We start from the raw sequence: 16,487 nt of genomic DNA on the forward strand, positions 1-16,487 counted from the left end.
TTCGTCCCTTGAGTGAAGGTCAGGCGTGAGCAGGGCGCTGGCCCTGTGCCGAATGGGTGGAGGATTCAGCGGCTTCGCTTTCGTCGTCCTCGGTTTCCAGACGAATCAGGTGTGCCGGTACGCCGGTGGCCGCGCCCCAGTAGTAGATGGCCAGCGCGCAGACCGCGACGATCACGGTGTCGAACGGATGACTGAGCACGCCGATACCACCGAAACTGCCGAGCTTGGAGAGGACGATGGTCACCGCGTAGAAGCCGATCAGCCACGCTGAAGAGCGCACTTGCTGGCCGAGATTCAGGTGCGCGGTCGGTACCATGCGCCCGCACAGCAGGTAGATGACAAACATCAGGATTTGCAGGCCGAGCAACCACGACACGGTGCCCCAGCCCGACCAGTAGACGATCAGCGCGGCGATGATGAACGACAGCGGCCCGAGGACGCTCATGCCCTTGACCCGGAACGGACGCGGCATGTCCGGCGCGTTGCGGCGCAGTGCGGCCACCGTCACCGGCGCCACCGCATAGCTCAATACCAGCGCGGCAGAGACAACGTTGATCAGCGCTTCCCAAGACGGGAACGGCAGGGTCCAGAACACCGACAGGCCAAAGGTCAGCCACAGCGCCGGGCGCGGGATGCCGGATTTTTCGTCGATGCGGGTGAAAATCTTGAAGAACGTCCCGGTCTGCGCCCAGCCATAGATCACCCGTGGCGTGGCGTTCATGTAGATGTTGCCGCAGCCGCTGGGCGAGATCACCGCATCGGCCACCACCAGATACGCGAGCCAGCCGACACCCAGTGCCAGAGCGATGTCACGGTACGGCAGGGCCAGTTCCTTGGCGACGCCGGCCCAGCCATTGGCGAGCATTTCGGTCGGGATGCCGCCGAGGAAAGCGGTTTGCAGCAACACGTAAATCGCGGTGGACAGCAGCACTGACAGGATCAGCGCAATCGGGATTGTGCGTTGCGGATTCTTCACTTCACTGGCCACGGAAATGATCGGCGTCAGGCCCAGATAAGCGAAGATCACCCCGCCGGCCGACACGGCCATTTCGATGCCGGACAGACCGAACGGCGCAAAGCCATGCACTTCGAAATTGGCCGGTTTGAAGAAGGTGAACAGCACGCCGATCACCAGCAGCGGCACGATGAACTTGAACACGCTGACCAGATTGTTGGCCATGGCGAAGGTCTTCACGCTGCGGTAGTTGAGCAGGAAAAACAGGCACAACAGCCCGAACTGCACGAACCAGCCGAGCACGGTCGGGTCGCTGGAGCCGACCTTGGTCAACTCGGGAAACCACGCTGCCGCATATTGCCGCGAGGCGACCACTTCGATCGCCACCAGACTGGAAAACGCGATCAGCGTGATGAAACCCATCAGGTACCCGAGCAGCGGGCCGTGGGAGTAAACCGGGTAACGCACCACGCCACCGGCACGCGGCAACGCGGCGCCCAATTCGCAGTAGACAATGCCCAGCAGCAACACGGCGAAACCACCGAGCAGCCAGGAAAAGATCCCTGCCGGGCCGGCGATGGCCGATACGTGACTGGCGGCGAACAACCAGCCCGAACCGAAGATCGCCCCCAGTCCGATGAACGTGAGGTCTATCAATGAAAGTTGTTTCTTGAACTTGCCTTGGCCTGTCATAGCGTCGCCTTCTTGTTGGTTGTTGGAGGGGCGTGCAGTGGCGCTACAGTGAACTCATCGGGCGATGGGCGATTGATGTTTTTTGCCGGTGACGATGACGAAATCAGCACAGTGGCCAACGGCAAAGGCCCGGCTCGACAGGCTGTCGGCCATCGGGCAATCTGCGTGCAAGTGATAAAACCGAGTGGGGAGTGAGAGGTATGCCGCAGAACGCGTTTGCGATCCTGAGCCAGCAGAACGAGGCGAGTCGACCGCAGAGCCTCGACGATCTGCTCGCCAGCATGGCGCTGCTGTTGCCGATGCTCGACGTGATTCCCAACGCGGCGATCTTCATCAAGGATCTGCAGGCGCGCTATGTCATGGCCAACCAGACGCTGGTGCAGCGCTGCGGTTTGAAAGACCTGCGACCGTTACTGGGCAAGACCAGCGCCGAGGTGTTTCCGGCGCAATTGGGCCCGGGCTACACCGAGCAGGATCGGCGCGTACTGGAAGAGGGATTTGTGCTGGAAGATCAGCTGGAGCTGCATCTGTACGGCAGCCGTGAACCGGGCTGGTGCCTGACCCACAAGCGTCCGCTGTACGACCGCAACAATCGGATCATCGGCCTGGCGGGAATTTCCGTCGACTTGCAGACCGCCAGCGAAACCCATCCGGCGTATCAGCGGCTGGCGGCGGTGGACGAGTACATCCGGGCAAACTTCAATCAGCGCGTCAGCCTGAGCGAACTGACGCGCATCGCCGGGATTTCAGTGGCGCAACTGGAGCGTTACTGCAAGCGCGTGTTCCACCTCACGCCGCGGCAGATGATCCAGAAAGTGCGTCTTGAGCACGCGCATCGGCTGTTGCACGGCGACTTGCCGATCACCGAAGTGGCGCTGCAGTGCGGCTATACCGACCACAGCGCGTTCACCCGGCAGTTCAAGGCTTCGACCGGATTTACCCCGCGCCAGTACCGGCTGGCGACGGGGCAGTGAAGGAGTCGATTTGAAATGTAGACGGCGATCAAATGAGCTGAGGAGCTGCCTTTTGGATTACGTCCTCAGCGATGCGACCGAAAAAGCTTCGGGTCAAGCTGAAAAAGGGATACAGCTTGTCATTGCAAGGTATCAAATTGATACCAATCAAGCATTCTAGATCCATTTCCTGTTCAACGTGATCTATGAAAATCTCGTCCAGTTCGTCCCACCACCGACGCCGCTCTATCAATAGGAAGGGGCTGTTAAGGTTGAGTAGGTCAATAGTGTATTGAGCGCGATCTTCATCTCTTTTCTCCAAACCGTCCGCGGGGACGACGCGCCCGTCAGACAGATAAGTGAAGAAACGCCGGCAATCAGGCTGATGTGGCGAAACGAAGAGTCGCATGTCGACCGATTTCTGTTTGCCTGGAGCATGTCCACCGAAGACGACACCTGCTTGCTCGTCTTCAAGAAGGTTATTCAATAGAGGAGCTTTGTCTCCGGTGCGCAGAGCAGAAGCTGCAAGATTGGTGCAGTCAAATGTTCGCTGCGGGTTTTGTCTTTTGTTTTCGACATGCTCAATGTGATACCCAAGCTCATGCTCGTCAGCACGTAGTTCACTGTAACAGCACAATGAATACTGCTCTGACAGCAAGAACCCCATCACTTCTTGCTTATGATCAAAGCCACCCCAGCGATTGGTCGCATCTTCGGACGTTAGTGGCGGGTTTTCGTGCGATTTATCCAAATGGTAGCCGGCATACCGCCGTTGAACGATGTGTCTCATCCTTTGAGTACCTTCTGCCGAGCAATGCTGCGTTTTAGCCGCTGCATTTGGGGATGTTGCTCCCCGAGGGATAGGCTAAGTTCTCTAGCCAGCTGCAGAGCTTGCGGCTCATCGTAAAGACCTTTATCTACTAGCTCAGTCAGTCGCTGAAGGTCGGCTTTCTCGGCCACTGGCGGCTGCGGATCGACCTGCATGACACTATGCAAAATATCGCCGCTCGGTTCGCCATAGGTTCTGGCGAGGGGTTCGTTCGCCGAGACCTGACCGCTGGCGTCCCGCTCCAGCAGCCTGATATTTTCCCTCCTTACAGTGCTCAGCACTTGTGGGCTGTGCGTTGTGACAATGAACTGGATTTTCGGGAAGGCATCCTGCAGTTGCTTCAGGATTGTCTGTTGCCATCTAGGGTGCAGATGCATATCGATCTCATCGATAAGCACAACACCAGAGGTTTTCTTCACCGCATCTTTTTTATAGTACGAGTTTAATAGTGCGCAACGGCAAGCGAGATCGCCAACCAGTTCGATCATGCTGCGCACGCCGTCTCCTAGTTGAGAAAGTTTCATTTTTTCTTTCCCAAGTTTGAAAAGTATATCTTTATTACCTTTTTGAGGTAGAAGAAGTTCCCAATTGGTAACAGTGAGTATGGCTTCTTTTACCGACAGTAAAAGAAGCGCGGCAGACTCCCGATTTTCAAATGCGAGAATTAAGAAAATGAACCACTCAAATTTAAAGTAGTGAGAGTTGAGGTTGACTGCTCCGTCGTAGCCAACAAATCTGTGTGTGGTTCGAGCGGACTTTCTTGGCGTCGCGTGCTTTCTCCATAAACGATTAGTCCCATAGCATGCAACAACCGGAAGGTTAGTAGGTCGGGATTCTTCGCCTAATAATCGATCAAGATCTTCGAATGCGGCATCCATGCCTTTTTTTGTGGCCTCAAGATCTACCGAGTTTGCATGCAGCCATTTGATTTTTGAGTTTTCGCTTTTTAACTCGCAACCCACAATATCAAATGCGAATTCATCATCGAAATCTTCGTCAAAATAACCGAATCCATCACCATCAGGAAAGTTGAATATCCCTTTTACGGAACAGGGAAATTTCAATTCGCGTTCGGAAGTTTCGGTTTGGAAGCAATGTACATCGTCTAATTCTATTTTCGGGACGATTCCGTGTCGCACGTCGTCACCATAGTTTCTGACATAGGACCACAATATAAGCCTTGCTGCACTAGTAAGTGTGGTTTTGCCTAAGCCATTTATACCCGCGATTATCGTTAGCTTGGGATGCATTTCCAAGTCAAAATTTTTAAAACCTCGGAAATTTTCGAGGCGAATTTTACTGATTATCAAAAAAACGCCTCCAGGCAATTCGTCGAGGTAGCAAACGTATTTGAGTAAAAATTTGTATCATTAACTTGGCAAAGATATTTGCTGGTGTACTTAATCATGCGCATGTTGAACCCTGAGCATCCTTGAACGAGGTCTTTATATCTTTTGGGATGTTAGCATCGACGCAGATGACACGTATCGCTCTTATGTGGTTTTGTCAGTGAGGTTGGCCATCCATGAGGAAAGGCCGATCCTCAAGCCTTGACCCAGCGCTGCCGGCTCCAGGCACTCAGCGAATCCACGCCCAGCACCAGAATCAGCATCGCCAGAATCACCGTACTCGCCTGCGCTTCCTGAAACAGGCTGAGGCTGACATACAGCATCTGCCCCAAACCACCGGCACCGACGAAGCCCAGCACGCTGGCCATGCGGATGTTGTTTTCCCAGCGATACAGGCAATACGCGAGCAATTGCGGAGCGAGGTTGGGCAGGGTGCCGTAGCAGAACGCGAGCACCGGGTTGCCGCCCTGCAAACGGATCGCTTCGGCCGGTTCCGGCGGGGTGTTTTCCAGCGCTTCGGCGAACAACCGGCCGAGCACGCCGGTGGTGTGCAGGGCCAGCGCCAGGGTGCCGGCGTTCGGGCCGAGGCCGGCGGCGAGCACCATCAGTGCCGCCCACACCAGTTCCGGAATCGCCCGCAGACCGTTGAGCAGCAGGCGCGAAGCGCTTTGCAGCGGCCAGCCGAAACGTCCGGCGGCGGGCAGCGCGAGGAGGATGCCGAACACCGCCGCGAGCAGGGTGCCGAGGGCCGACATGGCCAGGGTTTCCAGCGAGCCCTTGAGGATCGCCTGCAAATGCGTGGCGCTCAGGTCCGGGCTGAGAAAGCGCTGCGCGTAGGCACCCATCTGCTTGAGGCTGGTGGCGCTGCCGAGTTCACCGAGATCGAGTTCGAGGTAACCGAACGAGGCGATAACCGCGACGCCAATGCCGACGATCAGCAACAGATTGATCAGGCGATTCATGTCAGCCTCCAGCGCAGCAGGCGGCTGAGTTGGTCGGCACCGAGCACCAGAATCAGGAACGTCAGCAACATGCTCGCCACTTCACCGCTGGCGAACATGCGCAATGACAGGTCGATCTGTTGGCCGAGGCCTCCGGCGCCGACAAATCCCATCACCACCGACGCACGAATCGCGCACTCCCAGCGATACACCGTGTACGACAGCAGCTCGGCCGCGACATTCGGCAGAATCCCGTAGGCAAACGCCGCGAGTCGTCCGCTGCCGGCCTGCATCAAGGCGTGCGCCGGGCGTTGGTCGGTGGATTCGAAAATTTCCGCGTAGACCTTGCCGAGCATGCCGCTGTAGGTGATGGCGATCGCCAGCACACCGGCTGCCGGGCCTAGGCCCACGGCACGCACAAACAGCAGTGCCCAGACGATCTCCGGCACGCTGCGCAAGAAGATCAGCAGCCCGCGTACCGGCCAGCGCAGCAAGCGCCCGACCCGACTGGGAATGCCGCCGCGGGACGCGGCGGACAACGACAGCGCGCGGCTGGCAATCAGGCTCGCCGGTACCGCCAGCAGCAGCGCCAGGGCCATGCCGGCGGTGGCGATGGCCAGTGTTTGCAGAGTGGCTTTGAACAGTAACTGAAGAAAGTCGTGGTCATGCGCCGGTGGCCAGAACCCGGAGATGAAACGACCCATTTCGGTCTGGCTGTCGCTGTGCAGCAGCACGCCAAGGTCCAGTTCGCTGAGCTGGATGCCCGGCCACAGCAGGGCAAGTGCCAGCAGGGTCAGCAGTAATCGCGGCGCGGCGGCCGGGTCGCGTGAATCGGCCCTCAGCATCGCGGGATCTGCACAATCAGCGGCGCACTGGGCGTTGTCGGGCTTTGCAATTGCTCGTTGACGTACAGCGTGTCGAGCATCTCTCGGCTGACCTGTTCGGCCGGGCTGTCGAACAGGATCTGGCCATCGCGCAAACCGATGATGCGCGGAAAGTGCGCCAGCGCCAGTTCCACTGCATGCAGGCTCGCCACCAGCGTGACGTTATGTGCCCGGGCATGCTGCGAGAGGATCGACAGGGTGTGCCCGGCGAGTACTGGGTCCATCGCCGACACCGGTTCGTCCGCCAGCAGAATCTCCGGCGCCTGATACAGCACCCGGGCAATGCCTACGCGCTGCAATTGGCCGCCGGACAATTGCTGGCAGTAAGCGAAGAGTTTGTCGCCCAGATCCAGGCGGGCGAGGGCCGCACGGGCGCCGGGAATATCCGTGGGATGCAGCAGATTCAGCAGGCTCTTGCCCAAACTCCATTGGCCGAGTTTACCGGCCAGCACCGCCGTTACCACGCGCTGGCGCGGCGGCAGCGGTGGGGCTTGATGCACCAGGCCGATGCGCGCACGCAGGCGTTGCCGTTGACGGGCCGAGAGATGCCAGGGACGTTCGCCCAGCACCTCGATTTCACCGCTGCTGGGGCGCAACGCGGTGGCCAGCAAGTTCAGCAGACTGGATTTTCCGGCGCCGGACGGGCCGATGATCGCCACCTGTTCGCCCGCGCCAATCTGCAGGTCGACGCCGCGTAGCGCATCGACCCCGTTGACGTGGTGCAGTTTGGCTTGTTTGAGGCTCAGGGTCATTTCAACAGATCGGCAGCGCGAGCAGCTTCCTCGATACCCTTGTAGTTTTCGGGCTTGGTGTCGATGAAGCGGCTGGCAGCCTGCAGATCAAGAATCTTCTTTTGCTCGGGGTTGGCCGGGTCGAGGTCAAGGAAAGCTTTCTTGATCTTCGCCGCCAGCGCCGGGTCGAGGGTGCCACGCACGGTCCAGTTGTAATCGAAGTAGGCCGGGGTGGTGGCGAACACGTGGACCTTGCTGGTGTCGACCTTGCCGGCGTCTACCAGTTTCTGCCAGACGCTGGCGTTCAGCACACCGGCATCGACCTTGCCGGCCTGGACCCAGGCGACAGTGGCGTCGTGGGCGCCGGAGTAGGCAACGCGGCTGAAATAGGCTTCAGGCTTGATGTTGTCGTTCTTCAGCATGAAGTAACGCGGCATCAGGCTGCCGGAGGTGGACGACACCGAGCCGAAGGCAAAGGTCTTGCCCTTGAGGTCGGCCAGGCTCTTGACGTTCGGGTCGGCGCTGATGAACTTGCTGGTGAACTGCGCATCCTGCTCGCGCTGCACCAGCGGGATCACCGGGGTGGTGGCGTCGGTCTTCAGGCGTGCCTGAACAAAGGTGAAGCCACCCAGCCAGGCCATGTCGAGGCGGTCGGTCGCCAGCGCTTCGACCACGGCCGGATAGTCGGCCACGGGAACGAACTGCACTTTCATGCCCAACTGCTGCTCCAGGTACGCACCGAGCGGCTCGAACTTGCGCAGCAATTCGGTCGGGGCTTCATCGGGAATCGCGCTGACCCGCAACACATCGGCGGCATGCGCCACCAGAGCAGAAAAAGACAGGGCCAGAGCAGCAGTCAGTGCCAGGGTTCGTTTGAGCATGGAAATCTCCGTTACATGAGCGTCGCATTCTAAGCGCCACCGGGCGCGGTGTCGCGCGCGGGCGCTCAATCAGGTTAGACGAAACGGCGAGGTTATACGCAGCCGCGCTTTCAAAGGCCAGCGCGGGTGCTCGGTGATGTTTTGCTCCACGTTTCTTGCCAGTGGATTGATCCGAGATGAATCGGCCGATTCAGGATCGCTCGTTGCTGTTTTGGCCGTCGCTGATGCGCTGTTGCGTGTCTTGGTCGATCAGCTCACGCAGGGTGGCGAAGACCGGGTCGGCACTGGTGTATTTCTTGCCGTAGCCCAGATTGAAACCGTAATCGAAATCCGCCGGGTTCAGCCCCTGGTTGTGTTGCAGCAGCGTCTCCAGTTTATCCAGTGCCTTGACCGCTTTGGCTTCGGCGGACTGAGCATTTTCGTAGTCGTCCCACAGCGCTAGAATTTCGCTGCGCAGCGCCTCATCGAGCGCACCGGTCAGCAGCAGAAGGTCGTTGCGTTCCTGTTCACCCTTGTCGGGGAACGCGGCCTGATTGACCGCTGGAATGTCACCATTGATGGCTTCGCCCAAATCGTGAATCACGCACATCTTCAGGACCTTGAGCAGGTCGAGGCCGGCCAGTTGATCGGCGAAGACAATCGCCATCAGGCACAGGCGCCAGCTGTGTTCGGCGGTGCTTTCGGTGCGGCCGCTGGAGGTGTGCGCGCTGCGCAGCACGTCCTTGAGTTTTTCTGCTTCGCGCAGGAATTCGAGGCGGCCTTTGATCATTTCGAGGTTCATGTGTCTGCCTGGCTGATTACGCCGAAAAGCTCAGCCTAGAACCGCAGGGGCTTGGCGTCCACGCATAAAATATGCGTTCAGAGGGTTTCCACCAGCCGCGCGGCGCTGCCGTCGGAGAGTGGAATGCGCGTCCAGCGGCATCGGCCGGCGCGGATCGGCACGAGGTCGGAGGCATTGCTGCCGGTGCTGAATTCCACGGCTGGCGGCGCCTGAACTTCGTGCCAACCGCTGGTTGCCAGCGCCGACTCTCTCAGCACAATTTCCGGCGTTGCGAAGCGCCACAGCGATTGTCCCAGCAACGTACTCAAGGGTCGGGTGAACTCGGCAGCACGCGCAGGAGAGCAGGCCAGCAGGCGATGGGTGAGGTCGCAGATCAGGTGCATCGGCCGCTGACTTTCCCCGATCAGACGCGCCAAGACCTGATCGGCGGCGCTGTCCAGGCGCGCAGTCAGCAAACGCTCCAGTTGCAGTTGCGCGGCAGGTTCCATCGCCTGCACACCGCTTTCCCAGCGGGAAATGGTCGACTGGGTGACGTTGAACAACTGCGCCGCGTGAGTCTGTTTGACGCGATGCAGCAGGCGCCAGCGTCGCAGGGCGATACCGGGCAGGGCGGGCTTCAATAACAGGTCTGACATGGCGGTTGTCGAGCAAAGGCAAGCGGGCCGGACAGTCTGAAGACTGCCGGCCCTCGGCGCAAATCCGCCGGACGATCAGGCCGTTTCGCGCAGTTTGGCAATCACCTTGATCTCGAACTGAAACCCGGCCAGCCAGGTCACGCCCACCGCAGTGATCGTCGGATACGGCGCACTGCCCCAGTACTCCGGCACCACTTCCCAGATGGTTTCGAAGGTCGATTGTGGATCGATCATGAACACCGTGACGTCCACCGCATCGGCGAAGCTGCAACCGGCGGCGTCGAGAATCGCATTGAGGTTATTGAACGCCAGGCGCACCTGGTTCTGCAGATCCGGTTCGGGCGAACCATCTTCACGGCTGCCGACTTGCCCCGAGACGAACAGAAAACCGTTGGAACGAATCGCTGGCGAATAACGATGGCGCTCGTAAAGCGCATGGCGGGCTGGCGGAAAAACGACGTCGCGCTGGGTCATGGGTGTCTCCATCATTGTTTGGTGGTTGTTGATGGAGTGACTGTAGGGGCTTGCGCAGTGGCGATAAACGCGCAAGCTTGGCGTTCACTGTTTGCAGATTCCAAACAATCCGAGGGCGCAAAGTGGACCGTTTCGATGCAATGCAGGCGTTCGCCCGGGTGGTTGAGGCGGGCAGTTTCACCAAGGCTGCCGAGACCTTGCACATGAGCAAGACCACCGTGACCCAACTGGTGCAGCAACTGGAAGCCCGGCTGCGGGTCAAGTTGCTCAACCGCACCACACGCAAGGTCAACGTCACTGCCGATGGCGCAATTTACTACGAGCGAGTGATCAAGCTGTTGGCCGATATGGACGACGCTGAAACCGGTCTGTCCGGCGCGTCGGCATTGCCCAGAGGACGCTTGCGCGTAGATGTGCCGAGCCCGCTGGCGAGGCTGATTCTGGTGCCGGCATTGCCTGAGTTTCATGCGCGTTATCCGGACATTCAGATCGACATGGGTGTCAGCGACCGCATCGTCGACATCATCGATGAGAACGTCGATTGCGTGGTGCGCGGCGGCGAATTGCTTGATCAGTCACTGATGGCGCGGCGGGTGGCCGATCTTCAGCTCGGGGTTTTCGCCGCGCCGGATTATCTGGCCCGCGCCGGCACGCCGCAGCATCCACGCGAGCTGGAGGACTCGCATCATCGGGTGGTCGGATTTCTCTGGGCCCGCACCGGCAAACCCGTGCCTTACGCCTTGCACAATGGCAGCGAACACCTGCAGATCAAGGGCCGCCACGTGCTCGCCGTCGATGACGGCAACGCTTACCTTGCGGCAGGTCTGGCCGGCATGGGTGTGCTGTGGTTGCCCAGGTACATGTCGCACGCGCATCAGGCTCGGGGCGAGTTGGTGCCGCTGTTCGAGGACTGGCAACTCGAGCCGATGCCGCTCTACGTGGCGTACCCGCCGAACCGGCATATCAGCCAAAAGCTAAGGGTATTTATCGATTGGATCGTGGCGTTGATGGCGCACCATGGTAATGGCCCGGAACTTGCTGAGCCGCGCTCCGGGACTGTCAAATAACTAACGAATAACGCCAACCATGACAGTCGCCAGCTGTGGATGCACCGCTATTCACTCAAGGAGCGTCACCCGTCATGAACATGTACATCGATATTGTCGGCGCGTGCAATTTAAGCTGCCCTTCGTGCCCGATGGGCAACTCGGAAAACGTCAACTTCAAGAAAGCCATGCAAGTCGACATGTTCCGCAAGATCGTCGAGAAGGCCCGCAACGAAGGGGTCGAGACGATCTTTCTGTACAACTGGACCGAGCCGTTGATCCACCCGCGAATCGGTGAGTTTGTCGAGATCATCAATGCCGCCGGTTTGCAGAGCGGTATCAGTTCCAACTTGAACCTGGCCAAGAACATGGAAACCGCCATGCTTGCCAACCCGTGGTTCTTCCGTATTTCGTTGTCCGGGTTTTACCAGGAGACTTACCGGCAGGGGCACGTGGGCGGCGACATTGAAGTGGTCAAAGCCAACATGATCAAACTGCATGAACTCAAGCAGCAACATGGCTTGAGTACGCGCATCGAGGTTTACTACCACCGTTATCTGGACAACATGGAAGAAGAAGGGCTGATGCGCGAATTCAGCCAGAGTCTGGGTTTCGAGTTCTCCACCGGGTATTCAGTGATGATGCCGCTGGAGAAAACGCTGGCGCTGATCGAGCGCGACCCTTCGGTGACGGCTACCGATCATGAAACCCTGAAAAGGCTGGCGCTGCCGCCCTTCGACGATCTGGTCAATCTGGTCCGTCAATATCCCAAGCAAGCGTGCTCGCTCAAGGATGACTGGCTGGTGCTCGACTGCAACGGCAATACCGTTTTGTGCTGTTCCGTTTTCAATCAGACCGAATACCAGGTCGGCAAGTATCTGGACATGCCTCTGGCGCAATTGACCGGCCTGAAGTCCACCCAGAAAAATTGCGTCGACATGTGCAATCGCTGCGCAAAAAACGGCTTGCACATCTACTCGACCCAATCCAATCGGGGGCCGCTGGAAAGTCACGCCGTCAACCGCATTATCGACTTCCAGCGGCGCACGATCATGGGGCTGTCGGTCGAAAGCGAAAAGCTTGGGCGAACCGGTGAAGTCAGTGCGGATAACTTCGACGAAGCGCAATACCTGCATATGAATCAGGACGTCAAAAACGCGATTTCCACGGGTGCGTTCACCAGCGGTTATCAGCATTACGTGCTGTTCGGTCGTCTGGAAGGCCGGCTCGGTGCGGGTTATCTCACGGTCGTCTGATCGTGCGGATCAGGTCCCGCCAGTTGGCTTGAAAGCCATTCACTGAAGCATCGCGCCATCGGGTCATTCTCGCTGTCGCGATGGGTCAGCAGCGCCCAGTTCGGGCCACGAATGGTTTGCTCCACCAAGGGCTGCAACCGCCCGTTTTCCTGCGCCTGATGGCTGAGCAACTGACTGACCAGCGCAATCCCCAGCCCTGCCGCAGCGGCATCGAGCAACAAGCCCGGATCGGAAAAATTCAGCCCCTGATCCTGTTGCCCGACATCGACGCCGGCCTCCACCGCCCAGTGGCTCCAGTCCATTTCCCGCTCACCGTGCAGGGTGGTGCGCTGCGCGGCGGGCTGCGCCAAAACGCTGGGATGACACGCCGGAAACAGGCGGTCGGCATGCAGCACCTTGAAGCTGCATTCAGCCTGGGAGCTGATGTCGTCGCGCACCGCCAGGTCGATGGTTTGCGTGGCCATGTCCGGCACTTCATCGGTGCTGAAAATCCACAGATCGACTTGCGGATGCTGGCGCCGAAAATCCGCCAGACGCGGCAGCAACCAGTGCCGGGCAAACGCCGGCGTGGTGTTGAGCACCAGTTGATTGGGCTTCTGATATTGCCCCAGACGCCGGATGCCGACCGCCAGTTGCTGCAGCATCGCCTGGGTGGTGCTGAGCAGATCGTGGCCGGCATCGGTCAGCGCGACACTGCGACCGTTGCGAAAGAACAGTGGCTGTTCGAGGTACGCCTCGAGGCTGCGGATCTGCTGGCTGATCGCCGACTGAGTGAGGCTCAACTCATCGGCCGCCTTGTGAAAACTGCCGAGGCGCGCAGCCGCTTCGAAGCCGCGCAGGGAGCTGAGCGGCGGCCAGTGCTTGAGCATATCGATAAGTTCCTCTAATCAGTTGTGCGCTAAATCCATCGTTTGTTGGTGGGGTTTTAGCTCCGTAGCATTCACCTCAAGCCAAATCACGGCAATTTCCATTGAACACAATGGCTTAATCGAGAGGTGCTTGTCATGCCGCGCAACGAGAATAACAACAACGCTTGGATGATGCCTGCTGAATGGGTGACGCATGCCGCGACCTGGATGGTCTGGCCGCACAACAAGGCGCTGTGGGAGTCAGGCTGGCGCGTGACTTTGCCGCTGGTGCAGGAGGATTTCGCCCGGGTCGCCAACGCCATCGCCCGCTTCGAACCGGTGAAAATGGTCGTCGATCCGTCGGCGCTAGCGAGCGCCAAAGCCCTGTGCGGGCCGAACATCGAGCTGATCCCGCTGGCGGTCAACGACAGCTGGTGCCGCGACTCTGGCCCGAGCTTTGTCTGCCACCCGCAACAAGGGCTGGCCGGTGTCAGCTGGCGCTTCAATGCCTGGGGCGGCAAGTCGGCGCATGAGCTGGACGAAAGCCTGGCGCGGCGCGCACTCAATCATCTGGGGCTGGAATGCTTCGGCACGCCGTTGAGCAACGAGGGCGGGGCGATTCATGTCGACGGCGAGGGCACGCTGATCACCACCGAGTCGGTGCTGCTCAACCCCAATCGCAACCCGGGCATTGGCAAGGCCGAAATGGAGGAGATTTTCAGCCGTTTGCTCGGCGTGAAGAAAACCATCTGGCTGCCGGGCGACCCGGACTACGTCACCGGCGACATGACTGACGGTCACGTTGATGGCGTCTGCGCCTTCGCCCGTCCCGGCGTGTTGCTGGTGGATGCGACCCACGACCAAAGCTCGGTGTACGCCGAAGTGGTCCGTGAAAACCGTCGTGCGCTGGAGCTGGCAACCGACGCCCAAGGCCGCCGGTTCGAGTTGATCGAACTGTTCGAAGCCAGCGAAGCGGTGGACAGCGACGCCGAAGTGTTCTGCGCCTCGTACACCAATTTCTACATCGCCAACGGCGCGATCATCATGCCGGCCTACGGCATCGAGGCCGACGAGGTGGCGGCCAAAGTGCTGGCGCAGGCGTTCCCCGGACGCGAAGTGGTGCCGGTGCGCATCAATCATCTGGCTCATGGCGGCGGCGGGGTGCATTGCATCACTCAGCAGCAACCCGCCTGGCCGGTGGAGGGTTGAGTGATGAGCCATCTGACCATCGCCACCACCCAGATGCCGTGCACCTGGGATCTGCCGCGCAACCTCGATCAGGCCGAGCAACTGGTGCGTGAGGCCGCCGAGAAGGGCGCGCAGGTGATCCTGTTGCAGGAGCTGTTCGCCACGCCGTATTTCTGCATCGAACAGAGCCACAAACATCTGGCGCTGGCCGAGGAGTATCGCGAAAGTCGCGTGCTGCAGCGTTTCGCTGCGCTGGCCAAAGAGCTGGGCGTGGTGTTGCCGCTGAGCTGGTTCGAGAGGGCCGGCAACGCCTTCTTCAATTCGTTGAGCGTGGCCGATGCCGACGGGCGCCTGTCGGGGGTGTACCGCAAAACCCACATCCCCAACGCCATCGGCTATCAGGAGAAGGAATATTTCAGCCCCGGCGATAGCGGTTTCCGTGTTTGGGACACCGCGTTCGGCCGCCTCGGCGTGGGTATCTGTTGGGATCAGTGGTTTCCCGAGACCGCGCGTTGTCTGGCGTTGATGGGCGCTGAAGTGTTGCTGTTTCCCACGGCCATCGGCTCTGAGCCGGGCTGCGCGGTGCTGGATTCGCGCGATCACTGGCAGATGACCATGCGCGGCCATGCCGCCGCCAATCTGCTGCCGGTGGTGGCGGCCAACCGGGTCGGGCGCGAAGTGGCGAGCACCGATCCGTCGCTGCAGATGAGCTTCTACGGTTCGTCGTTCATCAGCGATCACAAAGGCCAGTTGCTCGCCGAAGCCGACCGCGACAGCACGGGCGTGCTGGTGCACCGCCTCGATCTCGACGCGATGCGCGAAGAGCGCCTGAGCTGGGGCATTTACCGCGACCGCAGGCCGGACATGTACGGCGCGCTGCTCAGTCAGGATGGTCGCAATCTTCATGCACGCTGGAACGCTCAAGGGGTTTGATATGGCTGCGCATCACAAACGACTGTTCGGCGTTCTGGGCCTGGCGCTGACTTGCGTGATTCCGGCGCTGCATGCCGAGGACAAAACCCTGCGCCTGTACAACTGGGCCGATTACTTTGCCGAAGACACCCTGAGCCGCTTCACCGCCGAAACCGGGATCAAGGTGATTTACGACGTCATGGACGGCAGTGAAACCCTCGAAGCGAAAATGCTTTCTGGCGGTAGCGGCTACGACCTGATCTTCCCCGGCGACACTGTGGCCGAGCGCCTGATGCGCGCCGGCAGCCTGATGCCGCTGGACCCATCGAAGCTCACGGAGGTGGCCGACATCGAGCCCGGCTTGCAGAAACTGCGCAGCCACTACGAGCATTCCAGCCAGGCCACCGTGCCTTACACCTGGGGCACCATCGGCCTGACCTACAACGCGGCGCAGATCAAGCAACGCATGGCCGACGCGCCGGTCAACAGCCTGGACATGCTGTTCAAGCCGGAGCTGGCGGCGAAGTTCGCCGACTGTGGAATTTCGCTGATCGACTCGCCGGACGAAGTGCTGGCAGTCGTGCTCAATTATCTGGGCCGCGATCCGCGCAGCGCGAAACCGGCGGATCTGGCGGCGGCCAGTGAGCTGCTGATGAAGCTGCGGCCTTATGTGCGCAAGTTCCAGTCGCAACCGGTGACCGATCTGGTCAACGGCAACCTGTGCCTGTCGCTGGGTTACAGCGGCGACATGACCCAGGCCCAGCGCACCTCGGACAGCGCTGGCAAGACCACGAAATTTGAGTACCGCATCCCCCGCGAAGGTACCACGGTGTGGATGGACACCATGGCGATTCCGGTCGATGCGAAACACCCGGAATACGCCTACGCGTTCATCAATTTCGTGATGCGCCCGCAGAACATGGCGGCGATCAGTAACTTCACCGGTTACCCGACTTCCAACGCCAAGGCGCGGGACAGCGTCGACGCCGCGATGCGCAATAACCCGGACATCTACCTCGACGAGGCGACCTATGCTCGATTGATCCCGGGCAAGGACATCCCCCAGGCCGACATGCGCGCACGGATGCGCACCTGGACCAAATTCAAAACCGCCACTCAGCCATGATTCAA

Annotated in this window: 17 protein-coding genes; 6 read left to right on the forward strand and 11 right to left on the reverse strand. The window is 59.7% G+C overall.

Annotated elements, in window-relative coordinates:
• Positions 1 to 19: 19 nt before the first annotated feature.
• Positions 20 to 1,648, reverse strand: a complete 1,629-nt coding sequence (locus E3Z29_RS15325; RefSeq protein WP_134786178.1) for an APC family permease — start codon at positions 1,646 to 1,648, stop codon at positions 20 to 22.
• 200 nt (positions 1,649 to 1,848) lie between these two features.
• On the opposite strand from E3Z29_RS15325, the gene E3Z29_RS15330 reads away from it, so the two are divergent.
• Positions 1,849 to 2,622, forward strand: coding sequence for an AraC family transcriptional regulator (locus tag E3Z29_RS15330; RefSeq protein ID WP_134786179.1), 774 nt, complete (start codon positions 1,849 to 1,851; stop codon positions 2,620 to 2,622).
• Positions 2,623 to 2,650: 28 nt separating this feature from the next.
• Here the strand turns inward: E3Z29_RS15330 and E3Z29_RS15335 are convergent, their stop codons facing one another.
• The 9 genes from E3Z29_RS15335 to E3Z29_RS15375 all read right to left on the reverse strand — a co-directional run bounded on the left by E3Z29_RS15335 (position 2,651) and on the right by E3Z29_RS15375 (position 10,106).
• Complete coding sequence (locus E3Z29_RS15335; protein WP_134786180.1) at positions 2,651 to 3,391, reverse strand: retron system putative HNH endonuclease; 741 nt, start codon at positions 3,389 to 3,391, stop codon at positions 2,651 to 2,653.
• On the reverse strand, positions 3,388 to 4,740 hold the full coding sequence (locus E3Z29_RS15340) for an AAA family ATPase (protein WP_158556648.1): 1,353 nt from the start codon (positions 4,738 to 4,740) through the stop codon (positions 3,388 to 3,390). The genes E3Z29_RS15335 and E3Z29_RS15340 overlap by 4 nt, the downstream gene beginning before the upstream one ends.
• 233 nt (positions 4,741 to 4,973) lie before the next feature.
• Positions 4,974 to 5,741 carry a phosphonate ABC transporter, permease protein PhnE gene (phnE, locus tag E3Z29_RS15345; RefSeq protein ID WP_003224391.1) on the reverse strand — a complete coding sequence of 256 codons (768 nt, stop codon included), beginning with the start codon at positions 5,739 to 5,741 and terminating at the stop codon, positions 4,974 to 4,976.
• Entirely contained in the window at positions 5,738 to 6,565 is an 828-nt protein-coding gene (locus E3Z29_RS15350; protein ID WP_103485021.1) for an ABC transporter permease, read from the reverse strand. Before E3Z29_RS15350 ends, phnE begins: the two co-directional genes overlap by 4 nt.
• Complete coding sequence (locus tag E3Z29_RS15355; RefSeq protein ID WP_134786181.1) at positions 6,559 to 7,356, reverse strand: phosphonate ABC transporter ATP-binding protein; 798 nt, start codon at positions 7,354 to 7,356, stop codon at positions 6,559 to 6,561. The genes E3Z29_RS15350 and E3Z29_RS15355 overlap by 7 nt, the downstream gene beginning before the upstream one ends.
• Positions 7,353 to 8,216 (reverse strand): putative selenate ABC transporter substrate-binding protein, encoded by an 864-nt coding sequence (locus E3Z29_RS15360; RefSeq protein WP_134786182.1) that lies wholly within the window; start codon positions 8,214 to 8,216, stop codon positions 7,353 to 7,355. Before E3Z29_RS15360 ends, E3Z29_RS15355 begins: the two co-directional genes overlap by 4 nt.
• A 190-nt stretch (positions 8,217 to 8,406) precedes the next feature.
• A complete protein-coding gene (locus E3Z29_RS15365; protein WP_134786183.1) occupies positions 8,407 to 8,997 on the reverse strand; it encodes an HD family hydrolase in 591 nt (196 codons plus the stop codon).
• Positions 8,998 to 9,074: 77 nt separating this feature from the next.
• Entirely contained in the window at positions 9,075 to 9,632 is a 558-nt protein-coding gene (locus tag E3Z29_RS15370; protein ID WP_134786184.1) for a helix-turn-helix transcriptional regulator, read from the reverse strand.
• A gap of 75 nt (positions 9,633 to 9,707) precedes the next feature.
• Positions 9,708 to 10,106: a RidA family protein gene (locus E3Z29_RS15375; RefSeq protein WP_134786185.1), complete on the reverse strand. Its 399-nt coding sequence runs from the start codon at positions 10,104 to 10,106 to the stop codon at positions 9,708 to 9,710.
• Positions 10,107 to 10,228: 122 nt separating this feature from the next.
• Between E3Z29_RS15375 and E3Z29_RS15380 the strand changes: the two genes are divergently transcribed.
• Positions 10,229 to 11,173, forward strand: coding sequence for a LysR family transcriptional regulator (locus E3Z29_RS15380; protein WP_134786186.1), 945 nt, complete (start codon positions 10,229 to 10,231; stop codon positions 11,171 to 11,173).
• A gap of 74 nt (positions 11,174 to 11,247) precedes the next feature.
• Entirely contained in the window at positions 11,248 to 12,408 is a 1,161-nt protein-coding gene (locus E3Z29_RS15385; RefSeq protein WP_134786187.1) for a radical SAM protein, read from the forward strand.
• Here the strand turns inward: E3Z29_RS15385 and E3Z29_RS15390 are convergent.
• On the reverse strand, positions 12,390 to 13,277 hold the full coding sequence (locus tag E3Z29_RS15390; RefSeq protein WP_098968390.1) for a LysR substrate-binding domain-containing protein: 888 nt from the start codon (positions 13,275 to 13,277) through the stop codon (positions 12,390 to 12,392). The genes E3Z29_RS15385 and E3Z29_RS15390 overlap by 19 nt on opposite strands.
• 135 nt (positions 13,278 to 13,412) lie before the next feature.
• On the opposite strand from E3Z29_RS15390, the gene E3Z29_RS15395 reads away from it, so the two are divergent.
• From E3Z29_RS15395 to E3Z29_RS15405, 3 genes are read left to right on the forward strand one after another with little or no spacing between them, the layout of a single operon-like run.
• Positions 13,413 to 14,465: an agmatine/peptidylarginine deiminase gene (locus E3Z29_RS15395; RefSeq protein ID WP_134786188.1), complete on the forward strand. Its 1,053-nt coding sequence runs from the start codon at positions 13,413 to 13,415 to the stop codon at positions 14,463 to 14,465.
• Between the two features lie 3 nt (positions 14,466 to 14,468).
• Positions 14,469 to 15,377, forward strand: coding sequence for an N-carbamoylputrescine amidase (gene aguB, locus E3Z29_RS15400; RefSeq protein ID WP_134786189.1), 909 nt, complete (start codon positions 14,469 to 14,471; stop codon positions 15,375 to 15,377).
• Between the two features lies 1 nt (position 15,378).
• The gene (locus E3Z29_RS15405) at positions 15,379 to 16,482 is read left to right on the forward strand and encodes an extracellular solute-binding protein (protein ID WP_134786190.1); all 1,104 of its coding nucleotides are present in this window, start codon (positions 15,379 to 15,381) and stop codon (positions 16,480 to 16,482) included.
• The last annotated feature ends 5 nt before the right edge of the window (positions 16,483 to 16,487 follow it).

Origin of the sequence: Pseudomonas sp. S150, assembly GCF_004526365.1 — a bacterium.
Lineage (GTDB): Bacteria > Pseudomonadota > Gammaproteobacteria > Pseudomonadales > Pseudomonadaceae > Aquipseudomonas > Aquipseudomonas putida_A.

Bases quoted from the DNA above. Each gene is read 5' to 3' on its own strand.
- E3Z29_RS15325 (WP_134786178.1), bottom strand. From the start codon at position 1,648: ATGACAGGCCAAGGCAAGTTCAAGAAACAACTTTCATTGATAGACCTC.
- E3Z29_RS15330 (WP_134786179.1), top strand. From the start codon at position 1,849: ATGCCGCAGAACGCGTTTGCGATCCTGAGCCAGCAGAACGAGGCGAGT.
- E3Z29_RS15335 (WP_134786180.1), bottom strand. From the start codon at position 3,391: ATGAGACACATCGTTCAACGGCGGTATGCCGGCTACCATTTGGATAAA.
- phnE (WP_003224391.1), bottom strand. From the start codon at position 5,741: ATGAATCGCCTGATCAATCTGTTGCTGATCGTCGGCATTGGCGTCGCG.
- E3Z29_RS15350 (WP_103485021.1), bottom strand. From the start codon at position 6,565: ATGCTGAGGGCCGATTCACGCGACCCGGCCGCCGCGCCGCGATTACTG.
- E3Z29_RS15355 (WP_134786181.1), bottom strand. From the start codon at position 7,356: ATGACCCTGAGCCTCAAACAAGCCAAACTGCACCACGTCAACGGGGTC.
- E3Z29_RS15360 (WP_134786182.1), bottom strand. From the start codon at position 8,216: ATGCTCAAACGAACCCTGGCACTGACTGCTGCTCTGGCCCTGTCTTTT.
- E3Z29_RS15365 (WP_134786183.1), bottom strand. From the start codon at position 8,997: ATGAACCTCGAAATGATCAAAGGCCGCCTCGAATTCCTGCGCGAAGCA.
- E3Z29_RS15370 (WP_134786184.1), bottom strand. From the start codon at position 9,632: ATGTCAGACCTGTTATTGAAGCCCGCCCTGCCCGGTATCGCCCTGCGA.
- E3Z29_RS15375 (WP_134786185.1), bottom strand. From the start codon at position 10,106: ATGACCCAGCGCGACGTCGTTTTTCCGCCAGCCCGCCATGCGCTTTAC.
- E3Z29_RS15385 (WP_134786187.1), top strand. From the start codon at position 11,248: ATGAACATGTACATCGATATTGTCGGCGCGTGCAATTTAAGCTGCCCT.
- E3Z29_RS15390 (WP_098968390.1), bottom strand. From the start codon at position 13,277: ATGCTCAAGCACTGGCCGCCGCTCAGCTCCCTGCGCGGCTTCGAAGCG.
- E3Z29_RS15395 (WP_134786188.1), top strand. From the start codon at position 13,413: ATGCCGCGCAACGAGAATAACAACAACGCTTGGATGATGCCTGCTGAA.
- aguB (WP_134786189.1), top strand. From the start codon at position 14,469: ATGAGCCATCTGACCATCGCCACCACCCAGATGCCGTGCACCTGGGAT.
- E3Z29_RS15405 (WP_134786190.1), top strand. From the start codon at position 15,379: ATGGCTGCGCATCACAAACGACTGTTCGGCGTTCTGGGCCTGGCGCTG.